We start from the raw sequence: 21,317 nt of genomic DNA, 5'->3' as shown, positions 1-21,317 counted from the left end.
CCGGGGCGCGGGCGCGCTACCGCAATCCCCTCAACCGCCGATGGGCCCGAGCGACGTGCGCTGCTCCACCGGGGCCTGTGGGCGGGACGCCTCCGTGTTGGGGAACCAGCGGTCCCGCAGGCGGATGACGGGGAGCTCCACCAGCCGACGGATGGCGACGCTCACCACGATGGCCAGGGGGATGGCGAGCGCGGCGACGAGCGCCCCCGAGGCACCGGGGAGGGCACGGCGCGCGAGTCCGAACACGGTCAGGTGGGTCAGATAGAAGGCGTAGGAGATGTCCGAGATGAAGGCCGCGCCGGGAACGGACACCTTCTCGAGCACGCCGCCAGGAGACGCGGACCACACCAACACCGCGAATCCGACTGCCAGCCCCGTGAAGCTCAAGAGCCAGGCGGTGGGAGTGGTGACGAGGAACGGCTTGGCCAGCACGAGCGCCACGGCGGCGGCCACGGCCCAGGGGCCCAGGCGCTTCGCCGCGGCGGTGGGGGAGGGCAGCGCGGCGACGACGAGCCCCATCGCGATCCCATCGAGCCGGCAATGGGAGAACACGTAGAAGGACCGCGTCTCCAGGGCGATCTTCTTGAGCACCTCGAGCGGGGGCATTCCCGCCAGCCACCAGTGCAGGAACCGGGAGGAGATGCTCACCACCAGGCACGCCACTCCGACGCTCAGGAGCATGCGCCGGGCACTCATGCGGGGGAGCAGCCTTCCGACGGCCATCAGCACCAGCGGCAGCATCAGATAGAAGTGCTCCTCGATGCAGAGGGACCACGTCCAGTTGAACCGCGGCATGTCCGACAGGTACGTCTGCAGGAACACGAAGTACGCGGGGAGCGAGCCATTCCAGCTTCCGCGCGAGCGTCCGAACGCCTCCGTCAGGAGTCCCACCAGCAGCACGGCGTAATAGGCCGGGAGCGTTCGCAGCCACCGGCGGGACCAGAAGCCGAGCACGTCGAGCCCGCCGCCGGGCACCAGCATCCGGCAGAGGATGCGTCCGATGAGGAAGCCGCTGAGGACGAAGAAGAGGTCCACTCCCGCGGGGCCAGCGCCCATCAGGGTCCGGATGACCGGAGGGAGCCCGTGCAGCTCCGGGGCGATCTCGAATAGATGTCCCACCATCACCCAGGTGATGGCGATGGCCCGGAGCAGGTCCAGTCCAGGGATGCGATGGGATGAGGCAGACATGAGGAGCCCCCCGTGAAAAGGGGCGCAGCATGCCAGCACCGTCCGTGTACCTCCAGCCTCGCGTGACCCGTTGGAGGCGCGCGCGGAGTTGCCCGCTCGCCCCTCGGGGGTCCTGCTTCCTGCGCTCCCGCTATCTCCTCGTCTTCGGGTCGCGCCGCCCGGCCATGCACTGGGCTGGAGTCGTGCCGAGGAACCGTCTGAACATGGCGATGAACGCGCTCACGCTCTCGTAGCCCAGGGAAAAGGCCACGTTCCCGACCGGCTCCCCCTCCGACAGCAGTTCCAGGGCGCGTGCCAGCTTCGCCTGCTGCCGCCAGTGCACGAAGGTCATGCCCGTCTCCTGCTTGAAGTGGCGCGTCAGGGACCGCTCGCTGATGCCCGCCCAGGAGGCCAGGGCTCCCATGCTTCTCGCATCGGCGGGGTTCGCGAGGAGCACCCGGGCGATGGCGGCGAGCCGCCGCTCCCGAGGCATGGGCAGGCGCAGTGCCAGCTCCTCTTCCGCCACCTGGAGCTCGTCGATGGCGACCTCCGCCAGGCGGGCCTGGGCCGGGCCGAGCGGCGCGCCGGGCTCCCAGTCCGTGGCGCGCTCGACGATGGCCTCCAGCACCCGGGACATGCGCACGACACGGGCTTCCCCGGGGAGCCGGTCACAGGCCCGGGCCGAGACATAGACACTCCAGCCGCGCGTCGGGCCGTACCACTGCGCCGAGTGCCATGTGCCGGGAGGAATCCAGCCGGCCATTCCCGGCGGCATGAGCCAATTGCCGCGTGAGGTATGCACCACCAGCAGCCCGTTCTCGATGGAGAACAGCTGTCCCCGCGCATGGCGGTGCCGGGCGAGCTCGGGCTCCTGGCCCGAGTGGATGGGAATGGCGATGAGCGCCGGGTCGTCCGGGCGCTCGATGGCGGCGATGATGTGCTCACTCGGCTTCGACATGTTGGCGGAAGGTCGGTATTCTTTGGCAGGATGACGTTACCACGCCAGACATGCCCAACCCTATGGTGATGCATGAACAATCATTGCCATGGAGCTCCAGCATGAAGGATGTCATCGAGGTCGCGGTCGTTGGCGGTGGTCCGACCGGGTTGATGCTTGCCTGTGAATTGGCCCTGGCGGGCATTGCCGTGACGGTGTTCGAGCGCAGGGATGCGCCGGTCCAGCAATCGCGCGCATTGACGCTCCATCCGCGCTCGCTCGAGGTCCTGGCGCTGCGCGGATGGGAGGGGCCCTTCCTGGAGCGCGGCAAGCCCGTGCCGACCGGCCACTTCGGCATGCTCGATACACGGCTCGACTTCTCGGCGCTCGACACGACCTTCAAGTTCACGCTGTTCATCTCCCAGGTCGTCACCGAGACGCTGCTCGAGGAGCGCGCCCGTGCGCTCGGGGTGGACATCCGGCGCGGATACGAGATTCGGGAGATGCGGCAGGACGCCGAAGGTGTGGACCTCGTCGGCTCGGCCTCGGGTCAGGCCTTCCGCTGCCGCGCGCGTTATGTGGTTGGCGCGGATGGAGCGCGCAGCATCGTCCGGCAACTCGCGGGGATCGGCTTCGTGGGCACGGACACCACGGTCACCGCCATGCTGGGCGACGTGGTCCTCGCCGAGCCCCCCTCGACGCCCGCCTTCTCCACCATCAACCCCCGGGGCGGCATCATGATCGTCCCGCTCGGCCCCGGCATCCACCGGGTCATCCTCTTCGACCCCGAGCGCATGCAGGTGCCGGTCAAGGAGAGCGTCACCCTCGACGAGCTGCGGCGGAGCGTCACCAGGATTTGCGGCACCGACCTCGGGATGAGGGACCCCCAGTGGCTGTCTCGCTTTGGCAATGAGACGCGGATCGCCGAAACCTACAGGTCCGGCCGCGTCCTGCTCGCCGGCGATGCCGCGCATATCCACTTCCCCGCTGGAGGGCAGGGCCTCAATGTCGGCTTGCAGGACGCCATGAATCTCGGCTGGAAGCTCGCCGGCGTGCTGCGGGAGCGGGCTCCGCTGTCGCTGCTCGAGAGCTACCACCGGGAGCGCTACCCGGTGGGCCATGCGCTCACGCGCAACACGGAGGCGCAGACCGCCCTCATGGCCTGCTCACCGTCCGTCCTGGCCTTGCGCGACATGCTGTCGGGCTTCTTGAAGGACCCGGCCCTGAACCGCTCCCTGGCGGAGCGTCTGGGGGCCATGGACGTGGTCTATCCGGACCTGGAGGTGCCTGCCCCCCGGTTCGAGGGCGGGCTCGTGACGGCGTTGACCGGCAAGCGGCTCCCCGACCTGGAGCTGAAGCTGCTCGATGGGGTCGTGAAGAGGCTCTATTCCTTCATGCACGAGGGGAAGTGGTTGTTGTTGCAGCTCCGAGGTGGCCACGGACCCGCCGTTCAGTTGGACCCGGCGTGGAGGGAGTGGACGAACGTCGTTCAGGCCCGTTTGGGCGATGACCGCGAGGAGCTCCGCGGGCTGAGCGGACTCCTGCTCCGCCCGGATGGGCACGTGGGTTGGGCCTGGGCCTAGGCGCCCCCGTGCGCCCGTGTTCCCTTGTGCAGTAGCATGCACATGAACTTGGGCGCACCGCGTCGTACGGGTGGCACCCCGAGGTCCAAGTTCCTCATTTTCCTGGGCCTCTCGCCCGGCATGGTCGTTGTAGGGGCCTCACCCAACATGTACTGCTCGTCCTGCCGCCAGGAGCGTCTCGGCGGACTTCGCTTCTGCGCCGCGTGTGGCAAGGCCATGGCACCGCGTCCTCGCGAAGTCCTCGAACGAGAGCTCGACCACGTCCACTTCCTCCTCGCGGAGATGAAGGAGTGGGACTCCACATATGTCCCCAAGGGTGCTCGGACCTATCTGACCCAGCGCTATGAGCGGCAGGCTCGCATCCTGCTCTCCGTGCTCGCTGAGTCTCCCGCGGACGCGGTGGCTCCAGCGGTCGCGGTGGCTCCCGCGGACCCGGTGGCTCCCGCCGCGGTTGCCGAGCCCGCTGGGACCCTGGGCGAACAGGACGGCGTGAGTGCTCCCGTGAGTCCTCCGGAGGTCTCGCCCGCGGTGCCGGAGGTCGTGCACGCCGTTCCCCCGGTGGAGGCCGGGGAATTTCAGGGTTCTCCAGAGCAGGTCGAGGTTCCCCTCTACCCTCACCCCGGCCCTCTCCCAGAGGGAGAGGGGGTGGTTCCTCCTGTTGTCACCGAGCCCCTCTTCGAGGCTCCCGCTCCTCGCACCGTCACCGCTCGCATCGTCGAGGAGGTCTCCACCTGGGACACCGTCTGGCGCCCCTTCCTCTACGAGAGCATCGGTTGGTTCATCGGCGCCTTCCTCATCGTCGCTGGCTCCCTCTACCTCGCCTTCGATAGTTGGGCCGGGCTCACTTCCTTCTCCCGCTCGCTCGTCGTCTTCGGCATGACCGCGGGCTACTCCGCCGCCTTCTCCGTCTGCGGAGCCCTGCTCGCCCGCCGCGAGACCCTCGCCGGTGCCGGTCGCATCCTCGGTCTCATCGGCGCCGCCGTCGCTCCGCTCGCGGGTGTCGCGCTAGGGCCTCTCGACAGCCTCAGTCTGGACGGGGTTCCGCTCGCGCTCCTCCTTCCGTTGCTCCTCGCCTGGTCCGTGGGTGCCGCCGCCCTCGTCCGCAAGCCCGCCGAATCCTTCGACGCGCCCTCTCGTCCCATCGTCCAGCTCGCGCTGCTCGGCACCACGTTGATGATGGGGCTCGCGACGCTCCTCGCGCGTCTCGGTGCTCCCGCGTTCTGGCTCGACGTATTGCCCTGCGCCCTCTTCTTCGCGCTCTCCCGCCGGCCCGTCCCCGAGCCCCGGAGTCGCAAGGCGCTCGGCTTCGCACTGGCCGCGCCCCTGTACCTGTTGCTGCTCTACGGGGTGCGCCTGCACCTGGCCCTCTCCGCCGCCGGGGTGCCCCTCTCCCTTGGCAGCTACGCTCCGTTCCTCGCGTTCCTGCTCGCCGCGAGTCTCGGTTTCCGCCGGCTGCCGCCCCACGAGGCCGCGGATTCGCTCTCGGTCGGCGTCGCCTCGCTCCAGGTGGTCTGTCTCGTGCTCGCGGCCACGGGCTCGCCCCCGTCCTTCTTCCTCACCGCGGCCACCTTCACCTGGACCCTGTTCGGGCTCTCCCGTGGCGAGCTGTTCCGGGTGCGTTGGCTGTACCTCGTCTATGCCGGCGCGTACTTCTCCTATTCCTCCTCGGGTCAGCTCGTCCCGGGCGTCGTGCGGGCCCTGCTCGACTCGCTCAAGGCCTCGCTCGGCTACCCCGTGTCGGGGAGGCTTCCGTTCCACTACGGCGCGCTCTCGGCCGTGCCCTTCGTGCTCGCGGGTGTCGTCCTCGCCGGGTGGTTGCGTCACCGCGCGGAACAGTCCCCCTCGGCGCGTGACGAGGCGAGCGCCGAGGTGCTCCTGCGCTCCACCGCCGTCGCCAGCGTCCTCTTCGCCCTCCTCGGGCACGCGGGCGCCGACCAGCGTCCGGCCTTCTGGACCGCGCTCGGGCTCACCGTCGTCTGCGTGGCCAGCGGGCTGTTCTTCGAGCGCCTCTACCTGTCCATTGTCGGCGCCGCGCTCACCTTCCTTCTCTCGTTCTCCGCCCGGATCCTCTTCGGTCCCGCGGTGGCCTCGATGGTGTGCGGTGGGGTGGCGCTCGTGTTCGCCGCGCTGTCGCTCGTCTGCACCCGGCGCACGTGCCTCACCTTCAGCACCGCGGTGGGGTGGCTCGCGTCCGTGGGCTTCGTTCACGGCCTCCAGGCGGGTGCCCATGGGTCCGCGTTGATGGGCATGGTGCTCTGCGGTGCCGCCGGGGTCCTCGTGGCGTGGAACCTGGCCAATCCGTATCTGCTCGCCGTCGCCGGCTTCGTGGCAGCGGCCGTGGTGCCCAAGCTCGCCAGTCTCGTCGAACCCTCGTGGGTGCCCCTGGCGCTCACCGTCTCGGCGTTGGGGCTCGCCTTCCTGGGGTGGCTCGGGGGCCGCGCGCGGCTGCTCGGCTGGTCCGGGGTCGCGTATGCCCTCCTGGCCTTCGTCTGGGGCCTGTCCATCCAGGTGCCCTGGTTCGGCGTCATCGTGCTCCTGGCCGCCGCCGCCGTGGCCGTGGCCTCGCGTGTCACGCCCGGGGTGCGTCCGCTCGCGGTCTTGCTCGCGGGCTTCGCGCTCCTGCCTCCGGTGGGCGCCTTCTCCGTCTGGCCGTGGATGACGCCGGCCCTGTCCGTGGCCCTCTTCCTCCCCTGGGCGCTGGGGGCCTCGGTGGCCGCCGCGCGCTGGGGCCGGAGCGCGAGCACCTTCACCGCGGGTCTCGTGGCGCTCGTGTATCCCGTGGTGGCGGTGCTGGCGGCACGCGGGAATCAGCCGTACCCGCTCTCGCTCGGAGTCGCCTTCACGGCCCTGCTCACCGCGCGTGCGCTCCACCCGTCCCTCAGCGTCGTCGTCGCCTCGCTGTGGGCCTGCGTCCATCTCTTCCCGCACTTCGAGGCCGCGCACTTGCTGGGGGCGGCCACGCTGCTGAGCCTCATCGCCCTCCTCGAGTCGCATCGCGCGGCCTTCCGGCACCTCGCCGGGGAGCGCCGCTTCGCACTGGCGGCGAGTCTCTGCGCGCTTCCCTTCTTGTTCCTGGCATGCGTGGGGTCTCACGGCCAGGTGAGCCCGCCGACGCTCGCGGGCGCGGTGGTGCTGCCCCTGGTGTGGACGCGCGCCAACCGTCAGCCCTTCTTCGCGGCCCTCGCGCCGCTGTTCACCCTCTTCCTCGTCATCCCGTCGCGGCAGTCCATGCCGTGGGCCTGCGCGCTTCCGCTGCTCGCGCTCGGGGTGGTGCGGGCCGCGGAGCACCTGCCGTCCGCGCGAGTCCTCCTCCTTGGACGCAACGAGGACGCGGCCGCGCGTCAACTGTCGGGGTGGATGCAGGGCGCGTTGACGTTGGTGGGCGTGGTGCTCGTGCCCGAGACGAAGGCCAGTCCGTGGGTGTTCGCACCCCTCGTGGCCTCGCTCGTGTTGCTGCCCGGGTCCAGGCCCTCGGTGCGCGTGGGGCTCGGGGTGGGTCTGCTGCTCTTCTGTTTCCCGCTCCACCCGGTGGCCATCGCCCTGTTGCTGGCGCTCGGCTTCCTCACACACCACCGTCCTGACGCGCTGTGGGCCTTCTTCCGCACGCCGGTGGACACGTTGCTGCGGCCCGTCACCGTGTTGGGGTCGCTCGCGCTCTGTGGGTGGACCCTCGTGCTGGACGCGCCCATGCCCGGCGCCATCACCCTGTTGGCCGGGGTGCTGCTGGTGGGGGCCTTCCTCCTGTCGCGGCCCTGGATGTTGACGGCCTCGGTGCTCGTGCTCGCCGGTGCTTCCCTGGGCAGGACGCCGGAGCACGGCTTCCTCGAGTGGCGTCCGGAGTCGGCGCTGGCCTTCGGCGCGGTGGCGCTCGGCGCGGCGTTGCTGTCGGCCCTGTGTCAGGTGGGACGCGTCCAGCGCGCCGTGTCGCGGTGGGCCGAGCGCCTGTCCCCGGGGCTCCCCGGCACGTGGAGCGAGCCGCTGTGGATGGCGGGCGCGCTGGCCACGGGAGTGCCCGTGGTGGTGCACCTGATGAACCTGGGGCCGGGTGCGCTGCCCCTGCCGGTGGCGCTGCTGGCCGGACTCGCCTCGCTGGTGTTGGTGGTGACGCGCGAGCGGGCCATGGCCAACGTGGCCACCGCGTTGTTGGCGGGGGTGCTCGTCGCGGCGGTGCCTCCGCTCTGGGCGCCCGCGGTGGTGAGTGGCACGGGGCTCCTGCTGTGCATGGTGGGCACGTGGCTGGACGAGCGCGACGTCGACGTGGGCGCGGCGCTGCACCACGCGGGCTGGGTGTTGTCGCTCCTCTCCCTCTTCGGGCTCCGGGAGTTGAAGCACCCGGGCACGGCGGCCTGCTTCCTGTTCGGCATCGCGACAGCCTGGGCGGTGGTGTACCGGCGTCCCGAGCGCGCGGTGGTGGGGTGGGTGGCCTCGCTGGTGGGGTTGCACGCGCTGCTCGCGCACGTGGGGGCGCTGCTGTCCACCGGCCGGGGGGCGGAGTTCATCCTCCCGTTCTTCGGGGCCCTCAGCGCGCTGCTGGCCACGGCGGCCCTGTACCTCGCGAGCGACCGGGTGCGCCGGGGCGTGGGGCACTCGTTCGCGGTGGTGGCCATGGTGGAGGTGCTCGGCGGCCTGGCGCTGGTGCCCGGGTCCGCCGGAGTGCTGGTGGCGGCGCTCGTCGACTGTGTCTGCCTGGCGGTGCTCTTCTTCGCCCTGGTGCGCCGCGCCGTGCGTGAGCAGGACGAGACCTCCGCCTTCCTCGCGCAGGGGACGCTGGTGCTCGGCTACCTGTCGGTGCGCCTGCACGCGCTGGCCTCGGGCCTGGGCACGGCGGACAGCCTCGTGGCGCTGGTGGGCGGTGCGCTCTTCTCCGGCCTCTACGTCTTCGCGATGCGCGAGGGCTCGGGGTTGCCCGTCTTCCGCCGGCCGGCGCTGTGGGGCGCGTTCCTCTTCCCCCTGGCGGGCCTGCTCACGGCGCCGTGGCACCAGCCCCTGTACGTGGCGGCCCTGCTCGTGGGCCATGCCGCCCACTTCGCGGCGTTGTCCGTGCACCCCTCGCAGCGTGGCGTGTCCTCGCTGGTGTCGGTGGGGGCCTTCAACGCGGCGCTCTTCCTCGTCTGGGTGGGCACTGGCTCCGGAGAGCCGCAGTACTACGTCATTCCCGGAGGGCTCTCATTGCTGGTGCTGCTGCGCGTCTTCCACGATGCGCTCGAGCCGGACACGCGGGCGAAGCTGCGGGCGTTGGCCATCACCCTCGTCTATGTGGCCGGGGCGTGGAAGCCGCTCATGTTCCAGGACGGTGGGGCCATGTTGCTGTGCGTGCTGCTGTGCCTGGTGGGCGTGGCGGCCGGCATGGCGCTTCGCATCCGCTCCTACGTGTACCTGGGCAGTGCCTTCCTGGTGACGTGCGTGCTCGCCAACCTGGCGCGCTTCGGCATCCGGGACCACCGCATGGGCGCAGCCTTCCTCTCCCTGCTGGGCGTGGGTGTGGTGGGCTTCATGGTGCTCTTCACCGCCAGGCGCGCCGAGCTGCTGGAGCGCTACGAGCGGGTGCGCGCGATGATGGCCACCTGGGAGGGGTGACATGGGCAACGGCAGGCGGCGGTCGTTCCTGTCGGTGATGGCTGTCCCGCTGCTCGTCTGTGCATGCGGGACGGCATCTTCCCCGGTCGTGCCGAGCGCGAGGCCGAGGCGGGACGGGTATGCACAGACGTTGGATTCGGCGTCGAGTGCGTGTCGGCAGAATCCCGCCTACTGCATTGCCCCTGCTGGCGAGGAAATGGTTCTCCCGGTGCAGCCTCGGCCACCACCTCCTCTCCAGAGCAAGAAGCCGCACGACGTCCGAAGGACAAGGCGGAGGAACAGACCCGTGAAAAGACGGGTGAGCTGACGTGGCAGGAGTTCAACAAGAGATGCAACGAGGAGTTCACCCTCTGCTTGCACACCGCCACTCAGGGGAAGAATGGGCCACTGTTCAACCACAGCCATTGCTTCACCTGCCGGGATGTGTGCATGCGCAACCGTGGAGTCTGGCCCGCTGACGTGGACGGAACACCTTGCCTATGAGCCGGGAAGAAGAGGATTTCCACCGGAGATGGAGAGAGGGGGCCGACTCACTCGCCAGACTCTACGTGTCGTTATTGGATGCGTCCTATACCCAGTACGAGCGTGAGTTCCTGGTGCTGCAGCGCCGGTTGCTCTCCACCTGTGAGACCTCCTGGGAGCAGTTGGAAACGCGCCGTCGCGTCGCCGAGGAGTTGTTGATGGGGGCCTACTCGCGGGGGGTTCCATGGGCGGACTTCGGAAGGGCCCTGAAGCGCATCCGGCGGCTGGGGTACTCGAACGTCGAGCGGCGCGTCCATGTGGCCATCCTGTTCGCGCGCTGGTCGACGCTCTACCCGGAGCACAGGCCCGCCGCACGGCGCTTGCTAGACGTAGCGGAGCGGCACTTCCTGGCGGCCCCTCGGGATGTTCCTCTGTACGAGAGCATGAGGCAGAGCCTGGAGCTCATCAGACGAGATCCCGGCTTCGAGAGGCCTTCTCGGTCCTGATAGGGCCGTCGTTCACCGCTGCCGGCCGGAGATGTGTCCGGACGCCGTGTTCGCAGCCTCCCAGGCGGGGAGCCGTGCTGCGTGAATCCAAGACGTCTGTCGTGGCGACACGCATGGCCCACCTCCGCGGTGCCTTCTCCTCGGCCCACTGCTCGAGTTCGTTTCCCTCTGTTGTCCACCGGATGATGCGGCCAGTGATGACGCGCGTTGACGCGCTGCGCATTGTGGCCGCCCACCCCAGCGGCCTAAAGAACGCCTTGTTGGCACTGTGCCAATACGTAATGGAGGGCTGCGCCATGAGACTGCGGTGGAACCGTGAGTTGGCGTTTTCGAGCTTCCTGATTCTCGCCCTGAGCGCTTCTCGGGCAGCCGCGGACCCGTTGCCGTTGTTGGATTCGACGGCCATCCGGTCGCCGTTCTCGGCGGCATGCGCTGGGCAACCGGATTCCACTCCGTTGCCGGTGGATCCGCGCACCCTGGTGGTGCCCGGCGTCAACAAGCCTGGGGCCGCGGTGCAGTTCAATGCCTACTGGGTGGACCTGCACACGCCGCCGCCGCCGTTCGTCTCGACGCTGGCTCCGAATCCGAAGACCTGCGGCGAATTTCGCGCGAGCGTCGCTCGGGGCCGGGAGAACATCGAGACCCGTGCCTACTTCCAGTCCTTCACCAACTCGCTCGCCTACTACAACCTCTATAGGCTCTGGGGCTACCTCACCCGCCCCGTCGACTTCGACGAGCAGGTCATCAAACGCTATGGGCTCGCGAAGGCGCCATTCCGCAACCCCTACCCGCTGCCGTGGGAGAACCCCAACCTCACCGATGGCGGCAGCGGGCAACTTCCGCTGGGGCTCGTGCAGGAGAAGGACGAAAACGGGCGCTACACGGGAAGAATCAGCTCCGGCTGCTCGGGCTGCCACGATTCGCGGCTCGGGAGCGAGCAGGAGGCCGGCTTCGTGTGGGGCCGCTCGAACGACGCGATAGATGCCGGCTTGATCCAGTCCGACTTCTTCCGGTCCACGGGCGTGGGGACGGTGTTCCAACTCGTGCCCGTGCCCTGGAGCGTGGGCCGCGGCACGAGTGACGCCATTGGCATCGTCGACCTCCTGCCCGCCCTCTTCGACATGGACTCGCTCGCACTGGCACCGAGCCTGCTCGAGTTCTTCCCGACCCATGCGGGGGGCATGTCCCGTGCGCCCAACTGGTGGTACCGCGCGTTCAAGACGCGCCAGTTCTGGGATGGGGCGCTCACCTCGGACAACGTCCGTTCGGAGATGGCGTTTGGAATCGCGAACCTGGGTCGCACGCCCGAGCAGCGCCGCGCGCTGACCGCCGAGTTCGAGGACAACGACAACTTCTTCCTCTCGCTTTCGCCCCCCCTCTACCCCAAGGAGATCAACACCGCGCTCGCCGAGCGGGGAGCCGTGCTCTTTCACGAGCGTGACCTCTGGGCGAACGGCGCCAACGACAACATCCCGAAGACCCCCGGCAATGGCTCCTGCGCGAGCTGCCATGGCGTCTACTCGCCACGCTACGCCGCCAACCCCGCGTACCTGCCCGATCCCCGTCTCAAGGGCATTGCCGGCGTCATCACGCCCATCGAAACCATCCGGACGGATCCGGCGCGCGAGCGACTGATGGCCGACGTGCGTAAGCGCAGAGCCTGGAACACGTCCTTCCTCGCCTACAACGACCAGTCCCCCGACCACGGACCCTTCTACGACGACCCCATCACGAGCGCACTGCGCCGCGTGCCTCGCAGCGCGTACGACAACGGCCTCGGGCCCGTCTACTCACCCGAAGGGCCGAACACGTGGATCGAGCCGTTCGGCTACATGGCGCCGCCACTCTACGGCGCGTGGGCCTCCGCGCCTTTCTTCCACAACGGAAGCGTGCCCACCCTCTGGGAGGTGCTGAAGCCGTCGGACCGCCGGGCGGTATGGAAGCGCCAGCAGACCTCCACCAACGCGCTGGGAACCAACGCGGGTTACGACACGAGCCATGCCTCGTATGACTTCGCGAAGCTCGGCTGGAAGGTGACGCCACTTGCCTGCGGAGATGTCCCGAGCAACGACCCGTTCATCCCCTGTAGCCAGGAAATGGCGACGCCCGACATCCTCTTCGCGAGCATCGCCAACCTCGTCGCGAACTACAACTCGCTCGCCTACCAGTCACCGCCGCCCATTACCCGGAAGCAGATTCGCTCGCGGATGATCTTCAATTCGCATCTCTATGGGCTTGGCAATGGCGGGCATGACTTCACGCAATCGCTCACGGACGACGAGCGCTGGGCCATCATCGAGTACATGAAGACGCTCTAGAGCTCCGGGAAGAGCCGCTGCCTCCGGCTTCAATCCGGCCAGAGGCAGCGGTGATTACAGCGAGTGCAGCAGGTGACCGCCATCGACGGGCAGTGCGACACCGGTGATGAAGGCGCCGGCGTCGCTGGCCAACAGCAGCAGCGCGCCCGAAAGGTCTTCCGCCGTACCCAGCTTCTTCGACGGGATGTTGTTCTTGAGGTAGGCCTGACCGCGCTCCGACTTGAAGTAGCCGGAGTTGATTTCGGTTTCGATGTAGCCGGGGCAGAGCGCGTTGACGCGGATGTTGTTGCGCATCAACTCCAGCGCCATGTGCCGGGTGAGTTGGATCAAGCCCGCCTTGGACGTGGCATACAGCGACTCCCCATAGCCGACACCGATGCCGAGGATCGAGGAGATGTTGACGATGCTGCCGGGCCTGCCGGCCATGCCCGGTTGATCGACGAACGCACGGGCGACGCGCCACGCCGCTTTCAGGTTGGTATCGACGACGTACTCCCAGTCTTCTTCCCGCGTTTTCGCGAAGAGCATCGATCGGGCGACGCCGGCATTGTTGATCAGCACGTCGATGGTGCCAAAGAACCTGCCCGCCTCCTCGAATGCGGTTTTCACGCTGTCGCGATCGGTGACATCCATCGCCACGGCCGCGGCATCACCACCGGCACTCTTGATGCGCTCGGCCAGATGCCGCAGGCGATCGACACGGCGCGCGGCGACCACCACCTTGGCGCCGGCTTCGGCCAGGACCCGCGCGAAATGCTCGCCGAGACCGCTCGACGCACCGGTTATCAGCGCCACGCGGCCGGTCAGATCAAAACGATTCTTGTTCATGGTGTTCTCCTGCGGTCCTGCCGGTGTCATGGGAGCATCGCCACGGCCATCTCCGCGATCGGACCGGCCAGCGCGCCGTAGTCCATGGCCTTCCTGCTCGACGCATTGCCGTCGAGAGCGCGCTTGTAGACGCCCTGCAGAATCGCGGCGATGCGGAAGAAACTGAAGATGATGTAGAAATCCCAGTTCGGGATCGCCTTGATGCCGGTCAGCTCGCAATAGCGCGCGACATACTCTTCTTCCGAGGGAATGCCGAGTGCCTCGCGGTCAAGGCCGCCGAGGCCAGGGATCGCCGCATCCGGCGGCAGGCGCAAATGCATGCATTGATACGCGAGATCCGCCCACGGGTGGCCGAGCGTCGACAGCTCCCAGTCGAGCACCGCGACGATGCGCGGTTCGGCCGGGTGGAACATGACATTGTCGATGCGGTAGTCGCCGTGGTTCAGCGCGACCTGACCGTCGTCGGCCGGCACGTTGGCGGGTAGCCACTCCATCAGCTTTTCCATTGCCGGCATGGTGCCGGTCTGGCTGGCTCGGTATTGTTCGCTCCAGCGTCTGATCTGACGCTCGAAATAGTTGCCAGGGCGGCCGTAGTCGGTGAGTCCGGTCTGCTCCAGGTTGACCGTATGCATCGCGGCGAGTACGCGCACCATCTCATCGTAGATTGCGCGGCGCTCGGCTGGTGTCTGTTCAGGCAGCGCGCCGTTCCAGAAAATGCGGCCCTCGACGAATTCCATCACATAGAACATCGAGCCGATGACGCTGTCGTCGTCGCACAGTGCGAGCATCCCTGGCACTGGCACCTGGGTCGCTGCCAGCGCCCTCATCACACGGTATTCGCGGTCGACCGCATGCGCCGATTTCAGTAGCAGCCCGGGCGGCTTCCGGCGCAGCACGTATCTGCTCTTCTCTGTGCGCACCATGAAGGTCGGGTTGGACTGCCCGCCCGCGAATTTGGTGCATTCCTGAATCGTGCCGAAATCGGCGATCCTCGCAGCCAGATACTTCTGCAGATTTTCGACATTCAGCGTGTCGACTGTCTCGGACATGGATACGCCTCCTCGAGAATTCGAGCCCCCACCGGCCGTGCAGGTGCCGGACGCGGCCGCTTCCTGGCTCAAAGTGCTGACAGCTCCTGGATGACCTGCTTGCCGAGCGCCATCATGTGGACCTGATCGGGACCATCGGCGATGCGGCACCAGCGTGCGTAGTTGAACGCCTCGGCGAGGAAATAATCCCCGGTCAGGCCGCCGGCTCCGTGTAGCTGGATGGCCATGTCGATGACCTCGAAGCCGAGTTGCGGCACCATGATTTTCGCCATCGCGATCAGGTCTTTCGCCTCTTTATTGCCGACGCGGTCCATCTTGTCCGCCGCGCGCAGCGTCATCAGGCGGCACATTTCGACCTTGGATGCCATCACCGCGATGGCCTCGCGCACCGAGCCCTGCGTGCTCAGCTTCTTGCCGAAGGCCACGCGATTCTCCACGCGTTTGCAGGCGTACTCCAGTGCGCGCTGGGCGGCGCCGATCACGCGCATGCAGTGATGGATGCGGCCTGGGCCAAGGCGGCCCTGGGCGATCTCGAAACCGCGGCCCTCGCCGAGCAGGAGATTCGATTTCGGCACGCGCACGTTGTCGAACACGATTTCGGCGTGGCCGTGCGGCTCCTCCCAGTAGCCCAGCGTCGACAGAGGCCGCTTGATGATCATGCCCGGCGTGCCGCGTTCGACCAGTACCTGGGACTGCTGCAGGTGGCGGTTCGGATTGTCCGGATCGGTCTTGCCCATGACGATGAAGATCTGGCAGTTCTCGTGCATCGCGCCCGTGGCGAACCACTTGGTGCCGTTGATGACGTACTCGTCGCCTTCAGCGCGGATCGAGAGCTCGACGTTGGTCGCGTCGCTGGAAGCCACATTCGGCTCGGTCATGACATAGGCCGAGCGGATCCTTCCTTCCAGCAGCGGTTCCAGCCATTTCTTCTGTTGCTCGGGCGTCGCGTACCGCGCGAACACTTCCATATTGCCGGTGTCGGGCGCGGAGCAGTTGAAGACCTCGGCAGCCCAGAACACGCGGCCCATGATTTCGGCCAGCGGCGCGTACTCGAGGTTGGTCAGGCCGGCGCCGCCGTGCTCGGTGCCCGGCATGAACAGGTTCCACAACCCCTGAGCTTTCGCCTTGGCCTTCAGCTCCTCGACGATCGGCGGCGACGCCCAACGGTTCTTCTGCACCTGCTGCGTGAACGTGTGTTCGTTCGGATGGACGTGCTCCTTCATGAAGGCATTGAGCCGGTTTTGCAGCTCCGTGACGCGGGGTGAATGTTGAAAATCCACGGGGTTCTCCTTTGAAGGAAAATCAGATGTGGGGGACTTGCATATCATGCAGGGGTTCGGGTGGGCGTCCCCAGGAATGACGCAACACGTCGGACACCAGGCATGGCCTCGCAGGCGGCACTTCAAAGGCTGTTGCTGTTGACACGATGCCAACAAGCCCCCATCATCACGCGGATAGAGGCCCACTCATGAGCTACCAACACATCCGGTCTTCGGTTGCGGATCGGGTCGCTACCCTGGAGTTGAACCGTCCCGAAGCGAGGAACGGATTCACCGTGACCATGGCGGACGAGCTCGCCGACGCGCTCGGCAACGCCGACGCAAACGAAGACGTGCGCGTGGTCGTCCTCACCGGCGCTGGCAGGGACTTCTGCGTGGGCGCGGACCTGAGCGGCCGTTCGTTCGAGGTGTCGAATATCAATCACCTGGAGCGCGGCTGGGTCGAGCCGGCGACTCGGGTGACTCGCAAGATGTTCGCGCTGCGCAAGCCGGTCATCGCCGCCGTCCGAGGCGCCGCGGTGGGCGTGGGCTCGACGATGATCCTCCCCGCGGACTTCCGCCTCGCCGCGAAAGACAGCCGCTTTGGCTTCGTCTTCAGCCGGCGTGGCATCTATCCGGAAGCGGGCTCGTGCTGGTTCCTGCCGCGGCTCGTCGGAATGGGGCGCGCGCTCGATTGGATGGTGAGTGGCCGTCTCATCCGCGCGGAAGAGGCGCTCGGCGCGGGCCTGGTCCATTCCCTCCACGAGCCCGACGCGCTGCTCGATGCCGCCCATGCGCTCGCCCGCGAGCTGGTCGAGAATACCGCGCCGGTGTCCGTGGCCGTCATCCGGCAGGCCCTCTACCAGATGGGCGCGCTCCCTTCGCCCGAGCCCGCCTTCGCACTCGACAGCCAGCTCATCGCGAGCTGTGCCCGGAACGCGGACGCCGAGGAGGGCGTGATGTCGTTCCTGCAGAAGCGGCCCGCGAAGTTCCCCCGAACGTTGGAGCGGGACCTGCCGGCGTTCCTGCCCTGGCGGGAGCAGAACTCATGAGCCAGGCCGCCTCTCCTCGCTGGAAACGGCTCGAGCCGGACACGCGCAGGGAACAGATTCTGGAGTGCGCCACGCGGCTGTTCGGCGAGCGCCCGTACGCGGAAGTCTCCACCACGGACATCGCCCGGGAGGCCGGCGTCGCCCGTGGATTGCTCAATCACTACTTCGGGCAGAAGCGGGACCTCTATTTGAAGGTCGTGAAGAGGATGCTGCTCATGCCCGGCCTGGACGAGAGTGTGCCCATGACGGGAACCTTGCGGCAGCGGGTGGAGCGCAGTGTCGAGTGGTACCTCGATACGGTGGCGACCCACGGAAAGACCTATGTGGCGGTTACCGGCGCGGGGGGCATCGGCGCGGATCCGGAGGTCGAGCGCATCATCTCGGATGCGGACGACGTGGCCGCTTCGAAGACGCTCGAGTTCCTGGGTCTCAAGGTCGAGGTCGGAAGTGACGCGCGGCACCGGGCGATGATGCGCTCCTACGGCGGGCTGGTGAAAGCCACCATCCGCGAGTGGATCCGCGGCGGGACACTCTCGCGCGAGGACGCGCACCTGCTCCTGAGCGAAGCGCTCATCACGATCGTGCGCGACGTGTTCCCCCAGCTCCATCACGACGCCCACCCCGAGCCCGGCGACTCCCGGGGGCCGGGGTCAGGGCGCAAGCGAGGAAAGGACGAGCGATGACCTCGAGGCCGCTTGCGGGACGCACGCTGTTGATGTCCGGAGGAAGCCGTGGAATCGGGCTGGCGATCGGCGTCGCGGCGGGGCGCCTGGGGGCCAACGTCACGCTCCTGGCGAAGACCGACACGCCGGATCCACGGTTGCCCGGGACGGTGCACACGGCGGCCGCGGAGATCGAAGCCGCGGGAGGCCAGGCGCTCGCGGTGGTCGGCGACGTGCGCGAGGAAGCGGCCGTGCAGCGGGCCGTGGATGAGACCGTGGCGCGCTTTGGTGGCATCGACTTCTGCGTCAACAACGCGAGCGCCCTCGCTCCGCTCAAGACCGAAGAGCTGCCGGTCAAGCGCTTCGACCTGATGCAGCAGATCCAGCTGCGGGGGACGTTCCTTCTGACGCGCGCGGCGATTCCGCACCTGCGGAGATCTCCCCACCCGCACATCCTCTCGCTCTCGCCGCCGGTCAACCTCGCGCCGCGCTGGATGGGCCTGCACCCGGCGTACACGCTCGCCAAGTACGGGATGACCCTGCTCACGCTCGGCTGGGCCGCGGAGCTGGCCGAGGCCGGCATCGCCGCGAACGCCCTCTGGCCCCGAACGCTCATCGCCACCGCCGCCGTGAGGAACATGCTCGGGGGCGACGCCTCGATGCAGCGGGCCCGCTCGCCGGAGATCATGGCGGACGCGGCCATGGTCATCCTCCAGCGTCCGCCGCGCGATTGCACGGGGCAGACCTTCATTGATGAAGACGTCCTCCGCGCCGAAGGCATCACCGACTTCAGCCGCTATGGGGGTGGTCCTGACGTCTTGCTCGACCTCTACGTCGACCCCTGAAGAGGAACAAAACAGCACGTCTGGCCATTGACTCGAGGAGGTGCCCATGGGTCCGTCGCTCGCAGCATTGGAAGCGCAGTGCCAATCACAGGCAGGCAGGCTCACGCTGCCGCTGCTCCTCAAGCGCAATGCCGAAGAATACGCGGGCGCTCCCGCCCTCAGCGCCGGAGACAGGACGCTCACCTGGGCACAGCTGCGCGAACAGACCGCCGCGCTCTCCCGCGGGCTCGGCGCGCTCGGGCTGACGCGAGGCGAGCGGATGATGATCATGATGTCCAGCCGGCCAGAGCATTGGATCATCGACTTCGCGGCGGTCCACCTCGCCGCCATTCCCTGTACCGCGTACCAGACCCTGAGCACCGAGCAGGTGGGCTACGTCGCGCGGCACAGCCGGGCCACGGTGGTGGTGCTGGAGGGCGCGGAGGAGATCGCACGGTGGCGGCCGGTGCTCGAAACGCTCCTGGCGCTCAAGGGGATCATCGTCCTCGATTCATCGGCCATTCCGGCCGGGGATGCGCGCTTCGTCTCCTTCGCGGAGGTCGAGGCCGAGGGACGCAGGTTGCACCAGGCGGATCCCACCATCTTCGAGGACGGTTGGAGAAACATCCGGCCCGAGGATCCGATCGCGATGATGTACACCTCGGGCACCACTGGCGACCCCAAGGGCGTGGTGCTGAGCCACCGGAACGCCTTCTATGAGGCGATCGCGGTGGACCTCGCCGTCCCCACTCCCATGCAGTCCCCGTCGATCGCCTATCTCCCGCTGGCGCACATCGCGGAGCGCGAGCTCGGCTTCTACCGCGCACTCTACAAGGCGCTGCACGTGCACATCTGCGCGGATCCGGCGGGCGTGGTGCCGCTGATGGCCAAGGTGTCTCCCCCCGCGTTCTTCGGAGTGCCGCGCGTCTGGGAGAAGCTCGCCGGGGGCCTGCGGGCGAAGCTGGGCACGCTCGAGCCTCCTCAGCGCGAGGCCATCCTCTCCGCTCATGCGCTGGCCCTGGAGGCCTTCCGGCTCGAAGGTGCCGGAAAAGCCGTGCCCCCGGAGCTCCAGCAAAAGGTCGCGGAGGTGGATGCCAGGGTCCTCGAGCCCCTGCGCAGGGCGCTCGGACTGGACGCGCTCGAGTGGGCGAGCAGCGGCTCGGCGCCCATCCCCGCCGAGATTCTCGAGTACCTCGGAGGCTTTGGAATCAAGGTGCTCGAGGTCTGGGGCATGAGCGAAACCACCGGCTGCGCCACCATCAACACGCCCACGGACTTCCGGGTGGGTGCCGTGGGCCGGCCCATTCCCGGAATGCAGCTCCGGCTGGCCGGGGACGGTGAAATCCTCGTCCGCGGCCCCGTGGTGTTCCTCGGCTATCTCGCCTCGGACGGCCAGATCGTCAGCGCGGTCGACGCGGACGGTTGGCTCGCCACCGGCGACATCGGCACGCTCGACCCCGACGGATTCCTCACCATCACCGACCGCAAGAAGGAGCTCCTCATCACCTCGAGCGGGAAGAACATCGCGCCCTCCCGGCTCGAAGGCATGCTGCGCGCGCACCCGCTCGTCGGTCAGGCGATCACGATTGGCGACGGCCGGCCCTTCGTGACGGCACTCGTCTCGCTCGACCCGGACGCCGCGCCGCTCTGGGCCAAGGCCCGTGGCCTCGCGTCCCAGTCGCTCGCCGACCTCGCGCGCGATCCGGCGATTCGCGCCGAGCTCGAGTCGCTCGTTGCCTCGGCCAACGCCCGGCTTTCCCGAGCGGAGCAGATCAAGCGCTTCGAGGTGGTCCCCGAGGCGTGGTCTCCCGCGACGGGCCAGCTCACGCCCACCCTCAAGCTCAAGCGCCGCGTCATCCTCGAGCAGTACGCCGAGCGCATCGCCACGCTCTACGCGAACGCCTGATCCTCCACCTCCCGGAACCCACCACCCAAGGGACTCCCATGCATGCGAGAACACCGGAGCAAGCCTCGTTCGCCGCCGCCATCGATGCGTTCTGCCGCGCCAAGACGGGGACGCGTGCGCAGCGCGACGCCTTGACCGGGAACGGTACCGAGGCCCACAACCCCGCCCTCTACGCGCAGATGGCCGAGCTCGGTTGGCTCGGGGTGGGCATCCCGTCGAAGTATGGCGGCTCGGACGGCGGCATGTCCGACATCTGTCTCTTCGCCGAGCGGACCGCATACGGGCTCGCCCCGGTGGGTGGCTATGTCACCACGGCGGTCGCCGCCGGTCCGTACATGAAGTTCGGGACCGAGGCCCAGCGCGAGACGATTCTCGGCGGCATCACCCGCGGCCGCGTGGAGGCGATCTCCATTTCCGAGCCCGGGGCCGGCTCGGACGTCGCCGCGCTCACCTGCCGCGCGATCCGGACGCCGGGAGGATTCATCATCAACGGGCAGAAGACCTGGTGCTCGAACGCGCACCTCGCGGACCACCTCCTGCTCGTGGCTCGCACCCACGCCTCGAGCTCGCGGCACGAGGGCCTCACCATGTTCTGCGTCCCCGCGGGCACGCCGGGGATGGAGATTCGCGGCATCCCCACGATGGGCGGCAAGGACGTGAATGACGTCTACTTCACCGACTGCTTCCTGCCCGAGAGCGCCGTGGTCGGAACCGTGGACCAGGCCTGGCCCCAGCTGATGGCGGGGCTCAACAGCGAGCGGCTCATCCTCGCCGCGACCATGCTCGGCCGCGGCCGGCGTGCCTTCGATGACGCCGTCGCGTACGTGAAGGAGCGCAAGCAGTTCGGCCGGCCGATTGGTTCCTTCCAGGCGCTCAAGCACCGGATCGCGGACCTCGCCACCGAGCTCGATTGCTGTGAGCTACTCATCTACCGCGTGGCCGCGATGGCGGACGAGGCTCCCGAGCGGATGCTCCCCCGCGAGGCGTCGATGGCGAAGCTGAAGGCGACCGAGACGGCCAAGCGCGTGGCGCTCGAAGGCATGCAGATGATGGGGGGCTACGGCTACGCCCTCGAGTACGACATGGAGTCGCATCTGCGCGCCACGGTGATCTCCACCGTCTATGGCGGCACGAGCGAAATCCAGCGCGACATCATCGGCAAGACGTTCGGACTCTAGAGCGGAACC

Annotated in this window: 14 protein-coding genes; 9 read left to right on the top strand and 5 right to left on the bottom strand. The window is 68.1% G+C overall.

Going from position 1 to position 21,317, the window contains the following annotated elements; translation table 11 throughout:
• Positions 1 to 30: 30 nt before the first annotated feature.
• Positions 31 to 1,188 (bottom strand): acyltransferase family protein, encoded by a 1,158-nt coding sequence (locus JQX13_RS05265; protein WP_203407977.1) that lies wholly within the window; start codon positions 1,186 to 1,188, stop codon positions 31 to 33.
• 130 nt (positions 1,189 to 1,318) lie between these two features.
• A complete protein-coding gene (locus tag JQX13_RS05260; RefSeq protein ID WP_203407976.1) occupies positions 1,319 to 2,125 on the bottom strand; it encodes an AraC family transcriptional regulator in 807 nt (268 codons plus the stop codon).
• 101 nt (positions 2,126 to 2,226) lie between these two features.
• On the opposite strand from JQX13_RS05260, the gene JQX13_RS05255 reads away from it, so the two are divergent.
• From JQX13_RS05255 to roxA, 4 genes are all read left to right on the top strand, one after another.
• Positions 2,227 to 3,687 carry an FAD-dependent oxidoreductase gene (locus JQX13_RS05255; RefSeq protein ID WP_203407975.1) on the top strand — a complete coding sequence of 487 codons (1,461 nt, stop codon included), beginning with the start codon at positions 2,227 to 2,229 and terminating at the stop codon, positions 3,685 to 3,687.
• A 42-nt stretch (positions 3,688 to 3,729) separates the two neighbouring features.
• The gene (locus tag JQX13_RS05250) at positions 3,730 to 9,264 is read left to right on the top strand and encodes a hypothetical protein (RefSeq protein WP_239014548.1); all 5,535 of its coding nucleotides are present in this window, start codon (positions 3,730 to 3,732) and stop codon (positions 9,262 to 9,264) included.
• 479 nt (positions 9,265 to 9,743) lie between these two features.
• On the top strand, positions 9,744 to 10,232 hold the full coding sequence (locus JQX13_RS05245) for a hypothetical protein (RefSeq protein WP_203407974.1): 489 nt from the start codon (positions 9,744 to 9,746) through the stop codon (positions 10,230 to 10,232).
• Positions 10,233 to 10,528: 296 nt separating this feature from the next.
• Complete coding sequence (gene roxA, locus JQX13_RS05240; RefSeq protein ID WP_203407973.1) at positions 10,529 to 12,550, top strand: rubber dioxygenase RoxA; 2,022 nt, start codon at positions 10,529 to 10,531, stop codon at positions 12,548 to 12,550.
• A gap of 54 nt (positions 12,551 to 12,604) precedes the next feature.
• On the opposite strand, the gene JQX13_RS05235 is transcribed toward roxA, so the two are convergent.
• From JQX13_RS05235 to JQX13_RS05225, 3 genes are all read right to left on the bottom strand, one after another.
• The gene (locus tag JQX13_RS05235; protein ID WP_203407972.1) at positions 12,605 to 13,378 is read right to left on the bottom strand and encodes an SDR family NAD(P)-dependent oxidoreductase; all 774 of its coding nucleotides are present in this window, start codon (positions 13,376 to 13,378) and stop codon (positions 12,605 to 12,607) included.
• A 26-nt stretch (positions 13,379 to 13,404) separates the two neighbouring features.
• Positions 13,405 to 14,427 (bottom strand): phosphotransferase family protein, encoded by a 1,023-nt coding sequence (locus tag JQX13_RS05230; protein WP_203407971.1) that lies wholly within the window; start codon positions 14,425 to 14,427, stop codon positions 13,405 to 13,407.
• A gap of 68 nt (positions 14,428 to 14,495) precedes the next feature.
• On the bottom strand, positions 14,496 to 15,707 hold the full coding sequence (locus JQX13_RS05225) for an acyl-CoA dehydrogenase family protein (protein WP_203407970.1): 1,212 nt from the start codon (positions 15,705 to 15,707) through the stop codon (positions 14,496 to 14,498).
• A 146-nt stretch (positions 15,708 to 15,853) separates the two neighbouring features.
• Between JQX13_RS05225 and JQX13_RS05220 the strand changes: the two genes are divergently transcribed.
• Genes JQX13_RS05220 through JQX13_RS05200 form a run of 5 tightly spaced genes read left to right on the top strand, consistent with a single transcriptional unit; the run spans position 15,854 to position 21,308 of the window.
• Positions 15,854 to 16,738: an enoyl-CoA hydratase-related protein gene (locus JQX13_RS05220; protein WP_343211068.1), complete on the top strand. Its 885-nt coding sequence runs from the start codon at positions 15,854 to 15,856 to the stop codon at positions 16,736 to 16,738.
• Positions 16,735 to 17,421 (top strand): TetR/AcrR family transcriptional regulator, encoded by a 687-nt coding sequence (locus tag JQX13_RS05215; protein ID WP_203407968.1) that lies wholly within the window; start codon positions 16,735 to 16,737, stop codon positions 17,419 to 17,421. The genes JQX13_RS05220 and JQX13_RS05215 overlap by 4 nt, the downstream gene beginning before the upstream one ends.
• Positions 17,418 to 18,245 carry an SDR family oxidoreductase gene (locus JQX13_RS05210; RefSeq protein WP_203407967.1) on the top strand — a complete coding sequence of 276 codons (828 nt, stop codon included), beginning with the start codon at positions 17,418 to 17,420 and terminating at the stop codon, positions 18,243 to 18,245. The genes JQX13_RS05215 and JQX13_RS05210 overlap by 4 nt, the downstream gene beginning before the upstream one ends.
• A 46-nt stretch (positions 18,246 to 18,291) precedes the next feature.
• Positions 18,292 to 20,130 carry an AMP-dependent synthetase/ligase gene (locus JQX13_RS05205; RefSeq protein WP_203407966.1) on the top strand — a complete coding sequence of 613 codons (1,839 nt, stop codon included), beginning with the start codon at positions 18,292 to 18,294 and terminating at the stop codon, positions 20,128 to 20,130.
• A gap of 38 nt (positions 20,131 to 20,168) precedes the next feature.
• Entirely contained in the window at positions 20,169 to 21,308 is a 1,140-nt protein-coding gene (locus JQX13_RS05200; protein WP_203407965.1) for an acyl-CoA dehydrogenase family protein, read from the top strand.
• The last annotated feature ends 9 nt before the right edge of the window (positions 21,309 to 21,317 follow it).

It is taken from the genome of Archangium violaceum, from assembly GCF_016859125.1.
GTDB classification, from domain to species: domain Bacteria; phylum Myxococcota; class Myxococcia; order Myxococcales; family Myxococcaceae; genus Archangium; species Archangium violaceum_A.
The sequence above is the reverse complement of the archived record's forward strand: the minus strand, read 5'-3'. Positions and strand labels throughout refer to the sequence as shown.

What these genes read in the sequence shown, in the direction of transcription:
- JQX13_RS05265 (WP_203407977.1), bottom strand. Translation starts at nt 1,188, where the DNA reads ATGTCTGCCTCATCCCATCGCATCCCTGGACTGGACCTGCTCCGGGCC.
- JQX13_RS05260 (WP_203407976.1), bottom strand. Translation starts at nt 2,125, where the DNA reads ATGTCGAAGCCGAGTGAGCACATCATCGCCGCCATCGAGCGCCCGGAC.
- JQX13_RS05255 (WP_203407975.1), top strand. Translation starts at nt 2,227, where the DNA reads ATGAAGGATGTCATCGAGGTCGCGGTCGTTGGCGGTGGTCCGACCGGG.
- JQX13_RS05250 (WP_239014548.1), top strand. Translation starts at nt 3,730, where the DNA reads ATGAACTTGGGCGCACCGCGTCGTACGGGTGGCACCCCGAGGTCCAAG.
- JQX13_RS05245 (WP_203407974.1), top strand. Translation starts at nt 9,744, where the DNA reads ATGAGCCGGGAAGAAGAGGATTTCCACCGGAGATGGAGAGAGGGGGCC.
- roxA (WP_203407973.1), top strand. Translation starts at nt 10,529, where the DNA reads ATGAGACTGCGGTGGAACCGTGAGTTGGCGTTTTCGAGCTTCCTGATT.
- JQX13_RS05235 (WP_203407972.1), bottom strand. Translation starts at nt 13,378, where the DNA reads ATGAACAAGAATCGTTTTGATCTGACCGGCCGCGTGGCGCTGATAACC.
- JQX13_RS05230 (WP_203407971.1), bottom strand. Translation starts at nt 14,427, where the DNA reads ATGTCCGAGACAGTCGACACGCTGAATGTCGAAAATCTGCAGAAGTAT.
- JQX13_RS05220 (WP_343211068.1), top strand. Translation starts at nt 15,854, where the DNA reads ATGCCAACAAGCCCCCATCATCACGCGGATAGAGGCCCACTCATGAGC.
- JQX13_RS05215 (WP_203407968.1), top strand. Translation starts at nt 16,735, where the DNA reads ATGAGCCAGGCCGCCTCTCCTCGCTGGAAACGGCTCGAGCCGGACACG.
- JQX13_RS05210 (WP_203407967.1), top strand. Translation starts at nt 17,418, where the DNA reads ATGACCTCGAGGCCGCTTGCGGGACGCACGCTGTTGATGTCCGGAGGA.
- JQX13_RS05205 (WP_203407966.1), top strand. Translation starts at nt 18,292, where the DNA reads ATGGGTCCGTCGCTCGCAGCATTGGAAGCGCAGTGCCAATCACAGGCA.
- JQX13_RS05200 (WP_203407965.1), top strand. Translation starts at nt 20,169, where the DNA reads ATGCATGCGAGAACACCGGAGCAAGCCTCGTTCGCCGCCGCCATCGAT.